Annotated in this window: 19 protein-coding genes and 2 pseudogenes; 18 read left to right on the top strand and 3 right to left on the bottom strand. The window is 40.1% G+C overall.

The window, feature by feature from the left end; all coding sequences use genetic code 11:
* The 5 genes and pseudogenes from AN619_RS03680 to AN619_RS16655 all read left to right on the top strand — a co-directional run.
* On the top strand, positions 1 to 210 hold a 210-nt coding region (locus tag AN619_RS03680; protein WP_157064892.1), incomplete at its 5' end, for an IS3 family transposase.
* A 450-nt stretch (positions 211 to 660) separates the two neighbouring features.
* Positions 661 to 825, top strand: a pseudogene (locus AN619_RS16670) (hypothetical protein); the annotation flags it as partial.
* Positions 762 to 938 carry an IS66 family insertion sequence element accessory protein TnpB gene (gene tnpB / locus AN619_RS16665; RefSeq protein WP_198153227.1) on the top strand — a complete coding sequence of 59 codons (177 nt, stop codon included), beginning with the start codon at positions 762 to 764 and terminating at the stop codon, positions 936 to 938. The pseudogene AN619_RS16670 and the gene tnpB, both read left to right, overlap by 64 nt.
* A 9-nt stretch (positions 939 to 947) precedes the next feature.
* Positions 948 to 1,091 carry an IS66 family transposase gene (locus tag AN619_RS16660; protein ID WP_157064894.1) on the top strand — a complete coding sequence of 48 codons (144 nt, stop codon included), beginning with the start codon at positions 948 to 950 and terminating at the stop codon, positions 1,089 to 1,091.
* 70 nt (positions 1,092 to 1,161) lie between these two features.
* Positions 1,162 to 1,329 carry a transposase domain-containing protein gene (locus tag AN619_RS16655; protein WP_408645596.1) on the top strand — a complete coding sequence of 56 codons (168 nt, stop codon included), beginning with the start codon at positions 1,162 to 1,164 and terminating at the stop codon, positions 1,327 to 1,329.
* Between the two features lie 210 nt (positions 1,330 to 1,539).
* Here AN619_RS16655 and spoVB read toward each other — a convergent pair whose 3' ends face one another.
* Complete coding sequence (gene spoVB / locus AN619_RS03675; RefSeq protein ID WP_068555119.1) at positions 1,540 to 3,084, bottom strand: stage V sporulation protein B; 1,545 nt, start codon at positions 3,082 to 3,084, stop codon at positions 1,540 to 1,542.
* A 272-nt stretch (positions 3,085 to 3,356) separates the two neighbouring features.
* Between spoVB and AN619_RS03670 the strand changes: the two genes are divergently transcribed.
* From AN619_RS03670 to hisIE, 12 genes and pseudogenes are all read left to right on the top strand, one after another.
* Positions 3,357 to 3,917 carry a YkuS family protein gene (locus tag AN619_RS03670; protein WP_068555118.1) on the top strand — a complete coding sequence of 187 codons (561 nt, stop codon included), beginning with the start codon at positions 3,357 to 3,359 and terminating at the stop codon, positions 3,915 to 3,917.
* A 124-nt stretch (positions 3,918 to 4,041) separates the two neighbouring features.
* The gene (locus AN619_RS03665) at positions 4,042 to 4,614 is read left to right on the top strand and encodes a 2'-5' RNA ligase family protein (RefSeq protein ID WP_068555117.1); all 573 of its coding nucleotides are present in this window, start codon (positions 4,042 to 4,044) and stop codon (positions 4,612 to 4,614) included.
* 96 nt (positions 4,615 to 4,710) lie between these two features.
* A complete protein-coding gene (locus tag AN619_RS03660) occupies positions 4,711 to 4,953 on the top strand; it encodes a hypothetical protein (protein WP_068555116.1) in 243 nt (80 codons plus the stop codon).
* A gap of 189 nt (positions 4,954 to 5,142) precedes the next feature.
* On the top strand, positions 5,143 to 6,432 hold the full coding sequence (gene hisZ / locus AN619_RS03655) for an ATP phosphoribosyltransferase regulatory subunit (RefSeq protein ID WP_068555115.1): 1,290 nt from the start codon (positions 5,143 to 5,145) through the stop codon (positions 6,430 to 6,432).
* A gap of 12 nt (positions 6,433 to 6,444) precedes the next feature.
* Positions 6,445 to 7,089, top strand: coding sequence for an ATP phosphoribosyltransferase (hisG, locus tag AN619_RS03650; protein WP_068555114.1), 645 nt, complete (start codon positions 6,445 to 6,447; stop codon positions 7,087 to 7,089).
* Positions 7,086 to 8,372, top strand: coding sequence for a histidinol dehydrogenase (gene hisD, locus AN619_RS03645; RefSeq protein WP_068555113.1), 1,287 nt, complete (start codon positions 7,086 to 7,088; stop codon positions 8,370 to 8,372). Before hisG ends, hisD begins: the two co-directional genes overlap by 4 nt.
* Complete coding sequence (gene hisC / locus AN619_RS03640) at positions 8,369 to 9,430, top strand: histidinol-phosphate transaminase (RefSeq protein WP_068555112.1); 1,062 nt, start codon at positions 8,369 to 8,371, stop codon at positions 9,428 to 9,430. Before hisD ends, hisC begins: the two co-directional genes overlap by 4 nt.
* A complete protein-coding gene (hisB, locus tag AN619_RS03635; protein ID WP_068555111.1) occupies positions 9,427 to 10,011 on the top strand; it encodes an imidazoleglycerol-phosphate dehydratase HisB in 585 nt (194 codons plus the stop codon). The genes hisC and hisB overlap by 4 nt, the downstream gene beginning before the upstream one ends.
* A gap of 38 nt (positions 10,012 to 10,049) precedes the next feature.
* Entirely contained in the window at positions 10,050 to 10,655 is a 606-nt protein-coding gene (gene hisH / locus AN619_RS03630; protein ID WP_068555110.1) for an imidazole glycerol phosphate synthase subunit HisH, read from the top strand.
* Positions 10,652 to 11,364, top strand: a pseudogene (gene hisA / locus AN619_RS16650) (1-(5-phosphoribosyl)-5-[(5-phosphoribosylamino)methylideneamino]imidazole-4-carboxamide isomerase). Before hisH ends, hisA begins: the two are co-directional and overlap by 4 nt.
* Positions 11,361 to 12,119, top strand: a complete 759-nt coding sequence (gene hisF, locus AN619_RS03620) for an imidazole glycerol phosphate synthase subunit HisF (protein WP_068555109.1) — start codon at positions 11,361 to 11,363, stop codon at positions 12,117 to 12,119. Before hisA ends, hisF begins: the two are co-directional and overlap by 4 nt.
* Positions 12,120 to 12,123: 4 nt before the next feature.
* Positions 12,124 to 12,750 carry a bifunctional phosphoribosyl-AMP cyclohydrolase/phosphoribosyl-ATP diphosphatase HisIE gene (gene hisIE / locus AN619_RS03615; protein ID WP_068555108.1) on the top strand — a complete coding sequence of 209 codons (627 nt, stop codon included), beginning with the start codon at positions 12,124 to 12,126 and terminating at the stop codon, positions 12,748 to 12,750.
* A gap of 11 nt (positions 12,751 to 12,761) precedes the next feature.
* Here hisIE and AN619_RS03610 read toward each other — a convergent pair whose 3' ends face one another.
* Both AN619_RS03610 and AN619_RS03605 read right to left on the bottom strand, forming a co-directional pair.
* Positions 12,762 to 14,528 (bottom strand): ABC transporter ATP-binding protein, encoded by a 1,767-nt coding sequence (locus AN619_RS03610; protein ID WP_068555107.1) that lies wholly within the window; start codon positions 14,526 to 14,528, stop codon positions 12,762 to 12,764.
* A gap of 12 nt (positions 14,529 to 14,540) precedes the next feature.
* The gene (locus tag AN619_RS03605; protein WP_068555106.1) at positions 14,541 to 16,289 is read right to left on the bottom strand and encodes an ABC transporter ATP-binding protein; all 1,749 of its coding nucleotides are present in this window, start codon (positions 16,287 to 16,289) and stop codon (positions 14,541 to 14,543) included.
* A 170-nt stretch (positions 16,290 to 16,459) separates the two neighbouring features.
* Here AN619_RS03605 and AN619_RS03600 point away from each other — a divergent pair, with 170 nt between their 5' ends.
* Positions 16,460 to 17,647 carry a M28 family metallopeptidase gene (locus tag AN619_RS03600; protein WP_068555105.1) on the top strand — a complete coding sequence of 396 codons (1,188 nt, stop codon included), beginning with the start codon at positions 16,460 to 16,462 and terminating at the stop codon, positions 17,645 to 17,647.
* The last annotated feature ends 84 nt before the right edge of the window (positions 17,648 to 17,731 follow it).

The following is a 17,731-nucleotide window of genomic DNA, read 5'->3' as shown; positions in this document are numbered from 1 at the left end:
AAGGGGTGTCCCTATGACAATGCCAGTATAGAAAGCTTTCATGCAATATTAAAGAAAGAATGTGTATACCTGAATACATTCATAGATCATGAACATGCAAAATCAGTATTATTTCAGTATATAGAAGGGTTTTATAATAGAAAACGAATCCATTCATCAATTGATTATATGACCCCAGAGCAATATGAGAATATGTGTAGAGCAGCATAGCTTGCTTTAGATTTTAAGCCTGAGGGAATACTAGCCAACCCGTAGGGCTTGCCCTTGATAAACTAATGAATAAATGCTAAAATAGCTTGTTCCGAAGGCTGTATATAGCTTGCTTTGAGTTTATCGCCTTCGGGTAAAAGTCAGGGTGCATTTATGAATAGTTTGTCAAGGGTGGCGGTAGTTGAAATAAAAAACTTAAATTTGTGTCCAAACTATTGACATAGATCCAAGCTTTGCGTCCCCATCTTTCGACAGGTTTACCTAATATTCGATTCAAAATGACAAAATAAGACTTTATAGCTAAATGATAGTAACATATTTTTTTATTTCTTTCAATGTTTTTTTGAATTTTTCAGATTATTTGCAGGCGGCATAGAATTTCTTGGAGATGAAGTTCTTAGATTATCTTTTCTTCAACGATAATAATGTTGAAAAATGAAGGTTTTTTAGATAGATGGATTTACTCTAATTGGAGAACATGTCTTAAAGATGGCTCCTTTTTCATCTCACTTGTTTGCATTCTGCAATAAAAGACAAAATCTTATAAAATTTTGCTCTGGGATAACAATGGCTTTTGGATCCATTACAAAAGACTGGAGTGTGGGTCCTTTCAATGTCCCCCAAGAGAGGAATCGGTTTCCATCAGCGAGGGGCAGTTCCAGTGGCTCTTTGATGACTTGAACATTGAACAAGAAAGTGCCTACAAACCAGCCTCACAGCGGGTTTGATTTTAAAATATTTCTAAAATTGTAAAGAAAAGCAGGCTCGGGCAAGCAACCAACTACAGTCTGTCAAACTGTGAGCTTTTAAGGAACGTTCTAAAGGATGGTCGGTGTGAGCTTATCAACAATAGTTCAGAAAACTCATCAAGAATTTTGTAATTGGCCGTAAAAATTATCTTTTCTGTAAATCAGCTCATGGCGCAAAGGATAGTGCAATGATATATAGTAAATAAAAACAGTCAAAATGAATGATTTAAATCCTTTCTACTATTTGAAGTATCTACTTGAAGAACCTCCAAACACAAAGCTTACAAACTCAGAAGCCCTGGATCATCTTCTTCCTTGGTCAGAGACTTTATCGGAAGAATGCAGGGCAGTATGTCAATCTAAAAAATAGTAAAAGTCCTATTGATGAGAATTATCTCATAGATAGCACTTTTTGCATATGTAGGATATATTTGACGGATACGTAAAATTTTCTATAGGAGATTTTGAAGAGATTTTACAACTGCAGAAAAACCCTTGAGATTTGGCTTGCTGATTCGCGATAAAGATTACATCTCAAGGGTTCTTGCTTATCCATTGTTTTTTTTCTACAGACTGGATTTTATTTTTTGTAAAATAGATATTTCAATGTTTTCCAATGGATGCAGCCGGTACAGAGGATGACAATGATATAGCTGAAAAATCCCCAGAGAATGCTAAGGAATATGCGAAGAGTGTTGTCAAATCCAGTATATTGAAGCAGTTGATAAACATTTACCATAAAAAATATCATGACAGCAGTTGCCAGAACAGGTTTTAAGAGGGTATTGGTGAAATTTAGGCTGATTTTCATTGCACGCCTTAATCCCATATAGTTGAGGAGGAATAGGATAAAGGTGGCGGAAATGAAGCCAATGATAAAGCCGTTGACCCCCAATTTAGGGTTTGCAACCAAATAGTAGGTGCAAACCAGTTGTATTCCCATTCCGATGAAATAGTTGACTGTCGTAAGAACTTGTTTTCCCATGCCATGCAAAATGCCCGATATGGTGTGATGCAGACTAAGGAATACCGTTGCATAAGCCAAAAGAGACAGATATCTTCCCACTCCTGGTTGGTTGTATATCAATTTACAAATGGGGTCTGCAAAAAAGATAAACAGGGCAGTGATGGGAAGGGCCACAAGCAGTGTCATGCGAAGGGCCAAACCAGATTGCATGCGAATTTCCCGCCAGTTTTTATGGGTCATCTCCTCCGATACATTGGGAATAATGTTGACCACTAAAGCAGAGGTGACAACAAAGGGCAAGAACAAAAGAGGCAGAGCCATCCCGGCGAGCTTACCGAAAATGGAAAGGGCTTCTTGGGGAGGATAACCTGCCAGCTGGAGCCGTTGTGGAATTAAAACGGCATTGAGGGATTGCATGACAACACCAATCAAACGGGACAGAGTAATGGGTACAGAAATATAGACGATCTTGCCCAAAATGCTGATACTGTCTTCTTTTACAAGACGGTAGGTTTTACGGAGCTGAAAGGCCTCCAGGTATTTAAATTGTAATAAAAGCCATAGCAGTCCCACGAACTCTCCAAAGGAAATACCAATAACGGCAATGGTGGCTGCATATTTTGGGTCTTGGGGTTTTAGTACGAATAAAATGCCCATGACAAATGCAATTCGAAAAATCTGTTCAAGGATTTGAGCTACACCGGGAGGACCCACATCTTTTAAACCATAATAATATCCTCGGAGAATAGAGGATATGCTGATCAAAGGAATAGCTGGAACAAGGGCAAGCAGGAGGATGTAGGTATCCCTATTTTCAATAATGATGCTGATATATTTTGCATAATAAAATAGAATGAGGGACAAAAATGTGCTAATCAAGAGCCCCATCCATAGGGAGAGCCCCAAAACCTTATTGCATCCCCTTTTGTTGTGCAGGGAGATATAATGGGCCGTGAGTTTCGACACGGCTACAGGAATGCCGGCAGTGGTAAAAGTGATGAAAATCATGAGTACAGGAAATACTAGGTGGAATAAGCCGATGGCCTCGGGGCCGATCCACCGGGACAATATGATTTTATATGCAAATCCTAGGAAGCGTACGATAAAATTAACGAAAATGAGCAGCACGGTACCGTATAAAAAAGAATTTTTTTTCAATTTTTCACCTTCTTTTTATTTATGGTACTATCTATAAATATTCCCGGATAGGTATTGATATTACTTTTCCAAATAGATAGAAATGATATGGCGTTTTTTAAAAACATTATAAGTTTTCAATATATTTTGTTATGCGTGTATGATTTATGGGTATAAAATTTTAAAAATAGGGATAAGTAGTCTAATCCACAAATATAATGTAAACAAATGCATTGCAAAAGTATGGATGTTTGGGCATGAAAACAAGTGGAAAGAGGAAAAGGAGGGATATCATGGGAAGAAAAATGACAATTTCGGTGCAAGGTGATCTGGTAGATATCATAGAACCGCTGAGGTCTAGGGGACACAGGGTCATCACCAATCATGAGGTAAGCAAAGATACCTCCGTTTTTATCTTGTCAAACGTGGATGAAGATTGGGAAGAAATAAAATCACTGGAATGGATGGATTTTGGCAACAATCAGTATATTTTGACCATCAATGCGTCGAAGATTGCAACCGATGAAATATTAGATGTGATAGACCGCTTGGCTTCTAAAGACATTGAAATCATAGAGAAGCCGGCAAGGGTAAAAATATCTGTGGAAGAATCACTGGTCGAGCTGAGGGAGTTGTTAAAATCCAACGGCTATGAGGTGATTTCCTCTTATAAGGTGGATCCGGATGTTTCTGCAATTATATTTTCGGGCGTCGACGAGATTTGGGAGACCATTGATACCTACCAGATGAGAGAATATGGGGACGCAAAGTATGTGCTTACCATGAATGCTTCCAATATGACTTCAGAGGAAATACTAAAAACATTAAACCGTTTGTATGGAGAACAAAGCTAAGGAATTCCTTAGCTTTGTTACTGTTCGGGAACCAATAAATGTTTTTGGCACATTTGAAAACCATGTTCATACAGGGGAAAAAGAGATATAATATATTTAAAACTGTATACGATGGAGGCTAATCATGGAAAATTTAGTATATCTGGTGGCAGTACCCACGGGAAAATTACTGCATTGCAGCCGAAAAATACAAAAATTTCTTTGGGATAAATATAATTTACATATCGATCAACAGCCCGAAATTCATCTGACCATGGATGCCGTCTATTATGAAAATTCACTGGAACTGGAGAAGCTAACAAATGCATTGCAAGAAATTTTAAAAGACATTCCGTCTTTTGAGGTTATGGCAAATGGTTTTAGTTATATTCCATGTCCCTATAACTGTATTACCATTCATATCGTGAAAACAAAAGAGCTGAAAAGCATATATGAACATATTCATGAAGGTTTAATCCGTAAGGGTTTTCGCGTAAGGGCCTTTCATTCCCATGAGATTATATTTCATATCAGCTTGGCCGGCATTTACGGCAGACCGTGGACGGAAGAGGAAAGCCAAAATGCTTGGCAGGATGTGAAGGATTTTCAGTTTCAATGTCATTCACGAATCAATGAATTACAATTATGGTATCCCGATGTGCATTCGGACAAAAAAGTCATTGCGAAATTTCAACTTTTCGAAAGCAAGGATCAGTAGGAAATACAGGTGCTGTTGCATAAATTTGACTGAATTTTTTTTCATGGGCAACGAACAATATCTATAAATATAGAAATTCGACTGGAGGCGTTGAAAATGGAACAGGTTTGCCCAATATGCAATGCCATGGCGGTGTATTTGCTGAAATGCCCTGTTTGCGGAAATCAAATGGAAAATATTGGAGCCCTACAGGAATTTTTTGATGATTATAGTCCTTATTTGCCCATGGATATAACCCAACGAATCGATGATGCTCCCCACAGTCAATGTGTTCATTTGTTTTATTGCAAAACATGCCATTATGACAAACGTATTCCTATTGACAGGGTAATCATGTAAATCATCGAATTGTACGATGCTTTCTTTTCCAAGCTGCTTCTATACAAAGAGCGGCTTTTTTGTTTTTCATTTTTGAAAAAATACATAAAAAAATTTATTTATCCTATTGACGGGAGGCAAAACTACAATTAGAATAAATATATGCTTTAATATGATAAAGTGATAAACTAGTAAAGCGGAGGTGATTGGATGGAGAAAGGGATTGATTTTATGCCGGAAGGGGTTGCGGATATTCACTGCAATGCCTATGTAGCCAAGGAAAGTGTCATGGGGAGGATAAAAAGTATTTTTCGAAGTTTTGGGTATCGTCAAATTTCGACACCTACCTTTGAATATTATGATTCCTTTTCCATGGTGGAGGGGGGCATGAACAAGGATGAGATGTTCAAATTGATAGACCCCAGTGGCAAGATTTTGGTATTGCGCCCCGACATGACAATACCGATTGCCCGCGTGGCAGCAAGATGCCAGAAGAATGGGGGATATCAGAAGTACAGCTATGTTTCCAATGTATTCCGGATGAATGATGAACAAAACGGAATGCGAAGGGAGTTTACGCAAGGGGGAATTGAGTATTTAGGCAACGAAAAAGCAGATGCCGATGGGGAAGTTATTGTCCTAGCGGTGAAAATATTGGAAGAATGTGATATTGCCAATTTTCAAATTGATTTGGGCCATGCCGGTTTCTATCAAGGACTTATGGATGAATTCAACTTATCCAAAAAGGAAGGGGAGCAAATCCGTCTGTTGATAGAAAACAAAAATTTTGCTGAATTGGCCCATCAGCTGAAAACTTTTCATATATGTGATGCACTGAGGGAAGCTGTTTTGCAGATGCCTTACCTGTATGGGAAGCCTGAAAAGGTGATGGATGCAGCAAAGACATATGTTCAGAATGCTAGGATGGAAAAGTCCCTTCAAAACCTAGAGCGTGTATATTGTATCCTGAAAGATTATGGATATGAAAAATATATTTCCATTGATCTGGGGATGATCGGCCATATGGATTATTATACGGGTGTAATCTTTAAAGGTTATATTATGAATTATGGAAAAGCAATATTGAGGGGAGGCAGGTATGATCAGCTTACGAAATACTATGGTTGCAGCATGCCTGCTACGGGCTTCGGCATCAATATTGATGCATTGATGGAGGTGTTGGAAATGTACAATATGAAAAAAGCCCCAAGCTGTTATACAGATTATCTTGTTTTATATAAGGATGCAAATAGGGTCAAAGCATTAAGGCTGGCAAGTGAATTGAGGGAACAAGGGTTTATTGTAGAATGCGATGTGGTTGAAAATGATCTCAAAAGACATATCGGCAATGCAAGTTATAGGGATATAAAAGAAATTATTGAGGTAAGGGAAGATGCATTAAAAATTATCAATCTAAGAAACAATGAAATCTATGGAAGTACTGTCCCCGAGTTTTTCAAAAACTTAGGGATGGGAGAAGCATATATTTCGATCCATTAGGGAGGATTTTGAATGGATTATGTAACCATAGCCCTAGCAAAGGGAAGGTTGGCAGATATCACCGTGGAATTATTTGAAAAGATTGGTATTTCCTTTACAGATTATTTTTCAAATAGCAGGAAATTGATTTTTGCCAATGAAGAGGAAGGGATGAGGCTGGTCTTGGTGAAGGCAAGGGATGTACCTATTTATGTGGAACAAGGGGCTGCGGATATAGGCATCGTGGGAAAGGATACGCTTTTGGATACCAAAGCCAATGTGTATGAGATGATGGATCTGAAGTTTGGGAAGTGCAGATTTGCAGTAGCCGCCTTGGAAGAATATACAGGCAATATAGATCGGAAGACGAGGGTTGCCACCAAGTATGTCAATGTAGCAAAAAACTTTTTTCAAAAAAAGGGAGAACCTATAGAAATTATTAAATTAAGCGGGTCCGTAGAATTGGCACCCATCATGGGGTTATCCGATGTCATCGTAGATATTGTGGAAACGGGGACCACATTGAAGGAAAACGGCCTGGTGATACTGGAGAATATTTGTGAAGTAAGTGCAAGGCTCATTGCAAATAAAGCAAGTTTTAAAACGAAGGCAGATCAGGTGGAAAAAATCATAAAAGCACTGGAATGCACAGTACAGGAAAGGAAGTATAGCCCATGAAAATCATATCGGCGGATCTCAACGAGATCGATGGAATATTGGATCAATATTTGAAAAGGCAAGGGGAAGTCATTTCTTCCGCAGATGAAGTTGTGGAAGAAATTTTATACGATGTACAAAAAAAAGGTGATGAAGCCCTCAAGGCTTATACGGCAAAGTTTGACGGTGTTCAACTGGACTGCATTCAGGTATTGTCGGGAGAAATTGAGGAAGCAGTAAATTTTGTGGAGAAGGAATTCCTGGAGATCTTAGAAGAAGCAAAAAAGAATATTTTGGATTATCATATGCGGCAAAAACAAAATTCTTGGATGACCCATAAAGATGACGGCATTATTTTAGGGCAAATGGTTACACCCATCGAGAGGGTAGGGATCTATGTTCCGGGAGGAAAGGCGGCGTATCCTTCGTCGGTGCTGATGAATGCCATTCCTGCCCAAGTAGCAGGTGTTCCATCCATTGCCATGGTAACACCGCCGGGAAAGGACGGAAAAATCCATCCCTATATATTGGCTGCGGCCTATGTCTGCGGGATAACAGAGATATATAAGGTGGGGGGAGCCCAATCCATTGGTGCTCTTGCCTTTGGAACCCAGACCATACCACCTGTATGCAAAATCGTGGGACCGGGAAATATGTATGTGGCCAGGGCAAAAAGGAAAGTGTTTGGGATGGTGGATATTGATATGATTGCCGGCCCCAGCGAGATCTGCATTGTGGCCGATGAAGATGCCGATCCCCGATTTGTGGCGGCTGACCTGCTTTCCCAAGGGGAACATGATGAGGAGGCCTCTTCCATACTGATTACAACTTCTGTGGCATTAGGAAAAAAGGTAATGGAGGAAATAAGCAGGCAAATGGCATGTTTGGACAGAAGGGATATCATGAAAAAATCGATTGAAGACCGGGGGCTTATATTTATCGTTTCTGATATGGATGCAGCCATTCAACTGGCCAATAAGATTGCCCCGGAACACTTAGAGATTATGGCAGAGAATCCTTTTTTGATGCTGCCGAAGATTAAAAATGCCGGAGCCATATTTCTGGGGAATTATACCCCGGAACCCTTGGGAGATTATTTTGCAGGACCCAATCATACATTGCCTACCCAGGGGACGGCCAGATTTTCTTCTCCCTTGGGAGTAGATGATTTTATGAAAAAATCCAGCATTATTTATTATCACAAAAATGCTTTGGAGAAAGTTCAGGAAAAAGTGATTTATTTTGCCGAAAAAGAAGGATTAACGGCCCATGCAAATTCTATCAAGGTGAGGGTTGAAAGATGAATAATTTGATAAAGGATGCTGTACGCTCTTTAAGACCTTACAAAACAGGGCAAAAGGTATTGAATGTAAAACTGGATGCCAATGAAAGTCCTTATGCCATTTTTCATGAAATCAAAGATGACTTTCTGGAAATGATAGGGAAGGCGGTGTTCCACCGGTACCCTGATTCAGACAGCGTACAATTAAGGAAGGCCCTGGCGAACTATACAAATGTGAAAAAAGAAAATATCATCTGCGGCAACGGATCTGATGAAATCATTCAGATGATTGTCCACAGCTTCATTGATAAAGATGATTGTATAGTGATCCATAAGCCTACTTTTTCCATGTATCAAATATTTACTCAGATGGTGGGGGGAAAAACCATAGAAGTCCCTTGTTTGGAAGGTTTTGGGATAGATATCGGGGGAATCATTGAAGGAGCAAACAAGAACAAGGCAAAGGTAATTTTTCTTTGTAATCCCAACAACCCTACGGGAGCCACCCTATCTAGGGATGCAATTATGGAGATATTGATGAACACAAAGGCCTTGGTGGTCGTGGACGAAGCTTATTACGAATTTTTTGGGGAAACGGTTGTGCCCCTGGTGAGGGAATGGAAGCGTCTTGTCGTCTTGAGGACATTGTCGAAGGCGTTTGGTTTGGCGGGGCTGCGCATCGGCTATGGCATTGCCCATGAAGAAACCATGGAGATTTTATATCGGGTGAAACCGCCTTATAATCTCAATATTTTATCTCAAGCTGCCGGAGAATTCATCATGAAGGAGATAAACCGGATTCAACCCTACATTCAAAGAATAAAGCTGGAGCGGGATTATTTGGCGGAGGAATTAAGCAAAGTAGAAAATATCAAAGTATTTCCTTCTGCTGCCAATTTTCTATGGATTCAAGTGAAAGGGGCAAGGGAAGTAGCTAAAGCCATGGAGGAGAAAGGTATCGGCATAAAGATATTTTCCAATGGGCCGGAGCTGGAAAACTTCATAAGGATTACTGTAGGCAGCAGATACGAGAATGATCAATTGTTAGAAATGCTTAGGGGGGTGGTGAAGAATACATGAGAAAGGCAAATGTGGAAAGAAAGACTTTAGAAACAGATATAAAGCTTTTGTTTCAGATGGATGGCCAAGGAAAATATGAGATTGATACAGGTATCGGTTTTTTTGACCATATGCTGCAGTTGATGTGCAAGCACGGCTTTTTTGATATGGATCTGGCGTGCAAGGGAGATCTGGCGGTAGATAATCATCATACGGTGGAGGATGTGGGGATTGTGCTGGGAAAAGCCTTTGCCGAAGCGTTGGGAGATAAAGCAGGCATTGCCCGGTATGGGACGGCATATACACCTATGGATGAATCTTTATCCATGGTTTCAGTGGATATCAGCGGAAGGCCCTATTTGCATTATAATGTATCCTTTCAAAATCCCTATGCAGGAAAATTTGAAACAGAGTTGGTGGAGGAATTTTTCAGGGCTTTCGTAAATCATGCCCGTATTACCCTCCATATCCATCTGATCTGTGGAAAGAATACCCATCATATTATAGAATCGATTTTTAAGGGATTTGGAAGGGCATTGGACCAGGCTTCCGCTATACAAGGACGGATCCATGGCATTTTATCTTCCAAAGGACTGATTTGAGTGGAAGGGAGAACAGATCTCTGGCGAGGAGGAAAAAAATGATTGCAATTATTGATTATGGTGTAGGAAATCTAAAAAGTGTCTACAAGGCTTTTTACAACTTGGATGATACTGTAAAAATTACGTCGAAGGAAAAAGACATTTATGACAGCAAAGCGCTGATTTTGCCTGGAGTAGGGGCCTTCAAGGATGCCATGGACCGTCTGAAGACCAGTGGATTGGTGGGCAGTTTGAAGGAGAATATGTCCAAGGGAAAGCCTACCTTAGGCATTTGTCTAGGAATGCAATTGCTTTATGAAAAGAGTTATGAAGACGGGGAATGGGAAGGTCTTGGTGTGCTGCAGGGAGAAATTGTGGCCTTGAATACTTCTTTGAAGGTCCCCCATATGGGATGGAACCGGTTGAAAAAATGGAAGGAAGATCCACTGGGAGAAGGTATCGGTGACGAAGAATATGTATACTTTGTACATTCCTATTGCCTACAGCCAAAGAATAAAGAAGAAATCTTATTTTGTGCAGAGTATGGCGTGGATATACCAGCGGTTGTCAGGAAAGAAAATATCGTAGGAATGCAATTCCACCCGGAAAAAAGCGGGAAAACTGGTTTGCGATTGCTAAAAAATTTTTGGGAGATGATAAAATGATAATTTTTCCCGCCATCGATATACGGAAGGGCAAATGTGTAAGGTTAGAACAGGGGAATTTTGCTAAGGAACAAATATACGGTGAAGATCCCGTGGAGGTTGCAAGAAAATGGGAAAATCAAGGGGCCCGGTATCTGCATTTGGTCGACTTGGACGGAGCTTGCCGAGGAATGCCGCAGCATAGAGAAATCATCGGTCAGATTGTCCGGGTCGTCAAGATACCTGTACAGGCAGGGGGGGGATCAGAACCATCCAAGATATAAAAAATATGCTGGATTTGGGGGTAGAAAGGGTCATTCTTGGCACGTCGGCAGTGGCAGAGGACGGTTTCATCGAAAAAGCTGTTGCACGGTTCGGGGAAAAAATTGTTGTCTCCATTGATGCAAAAAACGGCTATGTGGCTGTAGACGGCTGGACAAAAACTTCCGGCCTGAAAGCGGTAGAATTTGCAAAAAAACTGGAGGAAAAAGGCCTTACCACCATCATATATACGGACATAGCCAAAGATGGAATGCTTTCGGGACCCAACGATGCAGCATTGGCGCTGCTGAAGAAAAACATCTCCATGAAATTAATTGCTTCAGGGGGAATTGGCAGTATAGAGGATGTGAGAAAATTAGAAAAATTAGGTATTGATGGCGCAATCATCGGCAAAGCATTATATACGGGACACATTGCGTTAAAAACACTGCAGGAGGGATTGAAATGATAACCAAGAGAATCATTCCTTGTCTTGACGTAGATGGCGGACGGGTGGTGAAGGGAAAGAAGTTCCAAGGTCTTGCCGATGTAAATGACCCTGTAGTATTGGCAAAGTACTATGATGAGGAGGGGGCAGATGAGCTGGTGTTTTATGATATTACGGCCACCAGCGATGGGCGGAAAATATTTTTGGGAGTGGTGGAAAGGACGGCGGAAGCAGTATACATTCCCCTTACGGTAGGCGGCGGCATCCGGACAGTGGAAGATTTTACTGCCGTATTGCGGGCTGGAGCAGATAAGGTTTCTGTGAATTCCGCTGCCGTGAAAAATCCCTATCTGATTACGGAAGCGGCTTTAAAATTTGGCAAGCAATGCGTGGTACTGTCCATGGATATAAAGAGGAATCAGGAAAAGGAATGGACAGTATATATTCAGGGAGGAAGGATAGACACAGGGATGGATGCATTGGCATGGGCAAAAAGGGGAGAAGCATTGGGCGCAGGAGAAATTGTAGTAAACTGCATAGATACTGACGGGATGAAAGAAGGATATGACCTCGAGGTGACAAGGATGATCTCTGAAAAGGTGAAAATTCCTGTGGTGGCTTCAGGAGGAGCCGGAAAAAAGGAAGACTTTGCTCGGGTTTTCACCGAAGGAAAGGCTGACGCTGCCTTGGCGGCTTCCGTATTTCACTACGGGGATGTAAAAATTAGAGAATTAAAAAATTATCTTTATGGGCAAGGAATCGAGGTAAGGAGATGAGCATATGGAGAATAATCTGTCAAACCTTCAATTCGATGACAGGGGACTGATTCCTGCTATCATACAGGATATTGTCACCGGCAAGGTATTGATGCTGGCTTATATGAATCGGGAGGCCCTTCTCAAAACCATAGAAAGCAAAAAAACATGGTTTTACAGTAGAAGTAGAAAACAGTTGTGGAATAAAGGAGAGACCTCGGGAAATTACCAAATCGTCAAAAAAATTTCCTATGATTGCGATAAAGATGCGTTGCTTGTGGAAGTAGTACCTATGGGGAATGCCTGCCATACCGGAGAAGAGACCTGTTTTTTTTCAACAATTCTTCAAGATATGGAAGGCTATGAAAAAAAAGAAATTCTCCCTATGCTGTATGCCAGGATTCAACATCGAAAGAAAAATCCTGTGGAAGGTTCCTATACCAATTATTTATTTGAAAAAGGGATCGATAAAATTTTAAAAAAAATTGGAGAGGAAAGCAGTGAAGTGATCATTGGTGCCAAAAATGAAAGCAAATCGGAAGTCATTTATGAGATCAGCGATCTGATTTATCATATTCTTGTATTAATGGTTGAAAAAGGGATAGATATGGAGGAAATCAAAACAGAATTGCATAGAAGATATAATCAATAAAAACAAAGGGTCTATTCTTTATACTGCAACTGATAAAGGCGATAATAAATTCCCCTTTTCTCCAGAAGTTCTTGATGCGTTCCAGTTTCTCGAATCTGTCCTTTGTGCATTACAATAATCCGGTGAGCATGCTGGATCGTAGATAGGCGATGGGCGATCATGATGCTGGTTCTTCCCTGCAGTATTTTTTTGATAGCGTCCTGTATGAGGGACTCTGTTTCTGTATCAATATTGGACGTGGCTTCGTCTAAAATCAAAATAGAAGGCTGATACGCCAAGACCCGAGCCAAAGCTATGAGCTGCCTTTGGCCCAAAGATAAAGTAGAACCTCTTTCTTGAACTTCTTCATAGTACTGTTTTGGAAGCTTTTGAATAAAATCATGGGCATTGACGTATTTTGCAATATTTTGGACGGCCTCATCGGTGATGGACGGATTGTTTAATCGAATATTGGAAATCATGTGGCCGGAGAACAAAAAGGTGTCCTGCAGTACCATTCCCATATTGCACCGCAAGCTGTTCAGGTCCATGTCTTTAATGTTAATTCCATCGATGAGGATTTCCCCTTGTTGAATATCATAAAAACGCCCTAGAAGATGAATGATGGTGGATTTGCCGGAGCCGGTAGCGCCTACAATGGCAATGGTTTCCCCGGGATTGATTTTGAAACTTACATCTTTCAGCACCCATTCTCCGGGCTGATAAGCAAACCAAACATTCTTAAATTCAATGACACCTTCCAGTGTATCCATGACAACGGGATGATGGGGCTGGGGGATATCTGCAGGGGTATCCAACAGCTCGAATATTCTTTCCGATGAAGTCATAGCAGCTTGGAGAATATTGTATTTTTCAGACATGTCTGCGATGGGGCGGAAAAAATCCTTCAAATAGCTGATAAATGCAAATAATACACCAAACTCCATGGCATGTTGCAGCACCTGATTTCCTCCATACCAGAGAATAGCCGTAAGCCCAAGGGTACTCAACAGTTCTATGCCAGGGTGGAATAGGGCATAAATTTTTAACTGTTGATTGGATGCATCTAAATATTCCCTATTCATTTTGTTGAATTCTCGGTAGATGTATCCTTCCTTTCGAAAGATTTGAATGGTTTTTATACCGGCGATATTCTCATTGAGGGCAGAATTTATTTTGGCTAATTTCGTACGTACTTCCCGGTAGATGGGGCGTACAGTTCGAGCAAATAAGATCGTACCTGCCACAAGAAAAGGAAAGATGGAAAAAACGATCAAAGATAAAGAAAAACTCAGCTTTATCATAACAATGATGGCACCGGAAATTATAAACAAATCTTTGAACAAATTTACCAGTACGCTTGTATACATTTCACTGAGGGCTTCCGTATCATTGGTAACCCTTGTTACAAGACGTCCCACGGTATTTTTATCGAAAAAAGAAAGGGACATTTTTTGAAGATGGGAAAATACCTCCTGGCGAATGTTGAAAATAATTTTATTGCTGGTATATTGCAGTAAATACACTTGAAAATAGTTCAACATAAAGGCAGAAAAAATAATGAACAGATACAGCAGGCCCATGCGATGGATCCCAGGGATATCTTTTTTTGGAATATAGTCATCAATCAAAAGCTTTATTAAATATGGTCTGGAAAGGTCCAGAAAAGCAATCAAAAGAAGCAGGACAATGCAGATGATCAGCTGTCCTTGAAAAGGTTTTGCGTATGTCAAAAGACGTTTCAACAACATAGCATCATAATTTTTGTAAATTCGTTCTTCATGGAAGAAATTGTGCATACTATCCACCCGCTATTCTATGGAAATTTGTTCTTCTAACAGTTGCTTTTCATAAATTTGCCGATATAACCCATCTTTTTGGATCAATGTCTCGTGGGTACCCCTCTCTACAATTTTTCCTTCGTCTAAAACAATGATTTCATCACAATGCTTTATAGTAGAAATGCGATGGGCAATAATGATATTTGTCTTTTGCTTCATGATTTCCTGCAAACCCTGCAAAATTTTTTCTTCCGTCTGTGTATCTACGGCTGACAGGCAATCATCCAGGAACAATAGCCGGGGTTTTCTGATAATAGTTCTGGCAATGCAGGTTCTTTGTTTTTGGCCTCCCGAAAGGGTAACACCCCGTTCACCTACAAGGGTATCATACTGATGGGGAAAATTCATTATATTGTCATGAATTTGAGCAATTTTTGCTGCGGCAACCACATCTTCCATCTTGAAGTTTGGATCACCAAAGGTGATATTGTCTTTGATGCTGGTGGAGAATAAAAAGCTTTCCTGCTCTACAACTCCTATATGTTTTCTCAGGGTATCCAGTGAAAGGTCTTTGATGTTGATGCCGTCAATTTGAATGATCCCTTCTTCTATTTCATACAAACGGAGGATTAAATGCAGCAGGGTAGACTTGCCTGATCCCGTTCTGCCGATAATACCTAAGGAATTACCGGGGGGAATGTGGATGTTTATGTCCCTTAGTACGTAACGGGAGGTGCCGGGATAGCGAAAATGCAAATTTTCTATAGAAATTTCTCCTTCCAATGTTTCTTTATGGATAGCATTTTTTCCCTCAATGATGTCTGGTTTTGCATGGAGAATCTCGTTGATTCTGGACATGGAGGCGGAACCCCTTTGCAGTATGTTGATGACCCATCCCAAGGCCATGATAGGCCATGCCAGGATTGCCAGATAACTGTTGAAAGCTACAAAATCGCCTAAAGTAATGATATTTTTGACAACTAAAATACTGCCATACCAGAGGACAATGCCATAGCTGAGGGATGTGATGAGTGCTATCAGAGGATGGAAAAGTCCGTGAATTTTTACCAGATCCATGTTTTTATTGAAAAGATATTGATTGGCATCTGTAAATTTTTGGATTTCAAAGGATTCCTGGACGAAGGATTTGACAACCCGTATGCCGGAGATGTTTTCTTGCACCTTCTCCGTCAGCTTGGAAAAGGCCTCCTGAACTGCTCGAAATCTGTTGTGGATGGATTTTCCGAAATACAGCACCACGACAACCAACAAGGGGAGGGGCAGCAAGGCCGATATCACCAGTTTCATATCAATGGTTGCAACCATTCTGAACAGGATTGCAGCGGTTAAGAAGAAAGCATCGGTAATCATGACGACACCCATTCCCATAGCCATCTTTACCGCGTTGATGTCATTGGTGGCCCTAGCCATGAGATCTCCTGCCTTATGATGATGAAAGTAGTCAATAGAGAGATGCTGCAGATGTTTGAACATACGGTCCCGCAAGTAGTATTCCATATGTCTCGAAGTACCCATGATGAGCATTCTCCAAAAATATCGAAGAATTGCAATGATGATTGCCAGAGAGAGTAACCCTATGCAGTAGCGGATGAATAAATCCGTTGTGATCTCTCCTCTGCTGAGGGTATCTGTAAAATTCCTTAATATTTCGGGGATGAACAGTTGAAGGCCATCCACTAGGAGAAGACTCACAATACCGAATATATAAAACCATTTATGTCGTAGGATAAAGTCTTTTAAGGTCTTGAAATTTTCCATATCATACTCCCGGATTCATCGAATAAATTCCAACTGGAAAGTTGTACATCTATATTATAATTCTATCCAGTTTTTCACATACCTTTCTTCTATAGATAAAATATTTGAACAAAGGTATAAGGGGCGTGGAGAATGGGCATGCTCATGGAAAAAGAAAAAGGTGGAGAGCAATGCTTCAAGAACTGACAAGCTACGAACGCACTAGCCGGGAAGGGAAAGAAAAATTTATCCGTTGGGTGCAAAGGATGAAAGAAGAAAAACTGAATCATTTTGAACTAATAATTGAAAAAAATCAATTTCTTTGGGACTACAAGGAGCAGATAAGGTTGATTTTATATTCCTTTCTATATGTGTGGGGAATATATGTCTGTTTTGTATCGAAATACAGCAGTTTTTTTACTTTTGTTTATACAGGTGCTTCTCTTTTTTTTATTCAATATCAAATGTTTTTGACAATGCTTCCCTTCCTTTATCACTCTAAAAATATTATCTTAGAAAAAAAAAGCAGGCGGGTAGGAAACAGGCAAGTGATCGTATGTGCCCATTATGATACAGTGTTTCGGGACAAGGGGTGTCTGATGATCAAGCCTTTGAGAAATTTCACTTTGTCTATGATGCGCATGATGATGCCTTGGCTGAAAGAAGCTAAAAAAATAACGGATGCCGTAACCCTGTTGATGATTTTAAAATTTACCGCCGATTGCATCTTGACGGAAGGACTTTTACAAATGGAAACCCTGTGGATGCTTATGAAAGAATGGACGAAAATAAGTATTGCAGGGCAGGGAGGAGTTATGGCTTTTTTTATATTATGGAATTATTCCTTCAAAAAAACAGATCAAAATCCTCCCTTGGATGATAACACCAGTGGTTTGGTATGTGCCTTGATGCTTGCAGAGGAGATCAATGGCTTAGATTTGGATGATGACGTAAAAATCATTTTATTTGACAATGAAGAAAAGGGACTCATCGGCAGCAGGCATTATATTCGGAAGCATAAAAAGGAGCTGAAGTCCAAGGAAACCCATGTCATCAATATAGATTGCATCGGAAGGGGAAAAGATTTATTTGTAAGCGGATGCAAGAAGGAAATTTTATTTCAAAAAATCATATATGAAGTGCAAAAAAACAACAAAGGCGTCTATTGGAACAATTATGACATTAGTGATTTTGCCAGCTTTTTGGAAGAAAATATCCCTGCAGTTTCCCTGAGCAAATGTGATGCCGTTTATTTTATGAAAAAACCATATTTTCCAAGGCTGGATTGGGTTCACAGTATAGAAGACGACCGGATAGATCTAAAAAATGTTGAGGAACTAAAGGCATATATTTTAAAGGCATTGTTGGATTATTCATGACGGATGGAAAGACAATTCTTTGTGGATTGTTTTTTTCCTGTTATAATAGTGTATATAGACATGCAACGCTAAAGGTGACTATGC

The sequence above is a fragment of the Thermotalea metallivorans genome (assembly GCF_001562415.1).
Classification (GTDB): domain Bacteria; phylum Bacillota; class Clostridia; order Peptostreptococcales; family Thermotaleaceae; genus Thermotalea; species Thermotalea metallivorans.
This window is presented reverse-complemented; position numbering and strand designations above follow the sequence as displayed.

Excerpts from the sequence above, each read along its gene's own strand:
- AN619_RS03670 (WP_068555118.1), top strand. The coding sequence starts at position 3,357 with ATGGGAAGAAAAATGACAATTTCGGTGCAAGGTGATCTGGTAGATATC.
- AN619_RS03665 (WP_068555117.1), top strand. The coding sequence starts at position 4,042 with ATGGAAAATTTAGTATATCTGGTGGCAGTACCCACGGGAAAATTACTG.
- AN619_RS03660 (WP_068555116.1), top strand. The coding sequence starts at position 4,711 with ATGGAACAGGTTTGCCCAATATGCAATGCCATGGCGGTGTATTTGCTG.
- hisZ (WP_068555115.1), top strand. The coding sequence starts at position 5,143 with ATGGAGAAAGGGATTGATTTTATGCCGGAAGGGGTTGCGGATATTCAC.
- hisG (WP_068555114.1), top strand. The coding sequence starts at position 6,445 with ATGGATTATGTAACCATAGCCCTAGCAAAGGGAAGGTTGGCAGATATC.
- hisD (WP_068555113.1), top strand. The coding sequence starts at position 7,086 with ATGAAAATCATATCGGCGGATCTCAACGAGATCGATGGAATATTGGAT.
- hisC (WP_068555112.1), top strand. The coding sequence starts at position 8,369 with ATGAATAATTTGATAAAGGATGCTGTACGCTCTTTAAGACCTTACAAA.
- hisB (WP_068555111.1), top strand. The coding sequence starts at position 9,427 with ATGAGAAAGGCAAATGTGGAAAGAAAGACTTTAGAAACAGATATAAAG.
- hisH (WP_068555110.1), top strand. The coding sequence starts at position 10,050 with ATGATTGCAATTATTGATTATGGTGTAGGAAATCTAAAAAGTGTCTAC.
- hisF (WP_068555109.1), top strand. The coding sequence starts at position 11,361 with ATGATAACCAAGAGAATCATTCCTTGTCTTGACGTAGATGGCGGACGG.
- hisIE (WP_068555108.1), top strand. The coding sequence starts at position 12,124 with ATGGAGAATAATCTGTCAAACCTTCAATTCGATGACAGGGGACTGATT.
- AN619_RS03610 (WP_068555107.1), bottom strand. The coding sequence starts at position 14,528 with ATGCACAATTTCTTCCATGAAGAACGAATTTACAAAAATTATGATGCT.
- AN619_RS03605 (WP_068555106.1), bottom strand. The coding sequence starts at position 16,289 with ATGGAAAATTTCAAGACCTTAAAAGACTTTATCCTACGACATAAATGG.
- AN619_RS03600 (WP_068555105.1), top strand. The coding sequence starts at position 16,460 with ATGCTTCAAGAACTGACAAGCTACGAACGCACTAGCCGGGAAGGGAAA.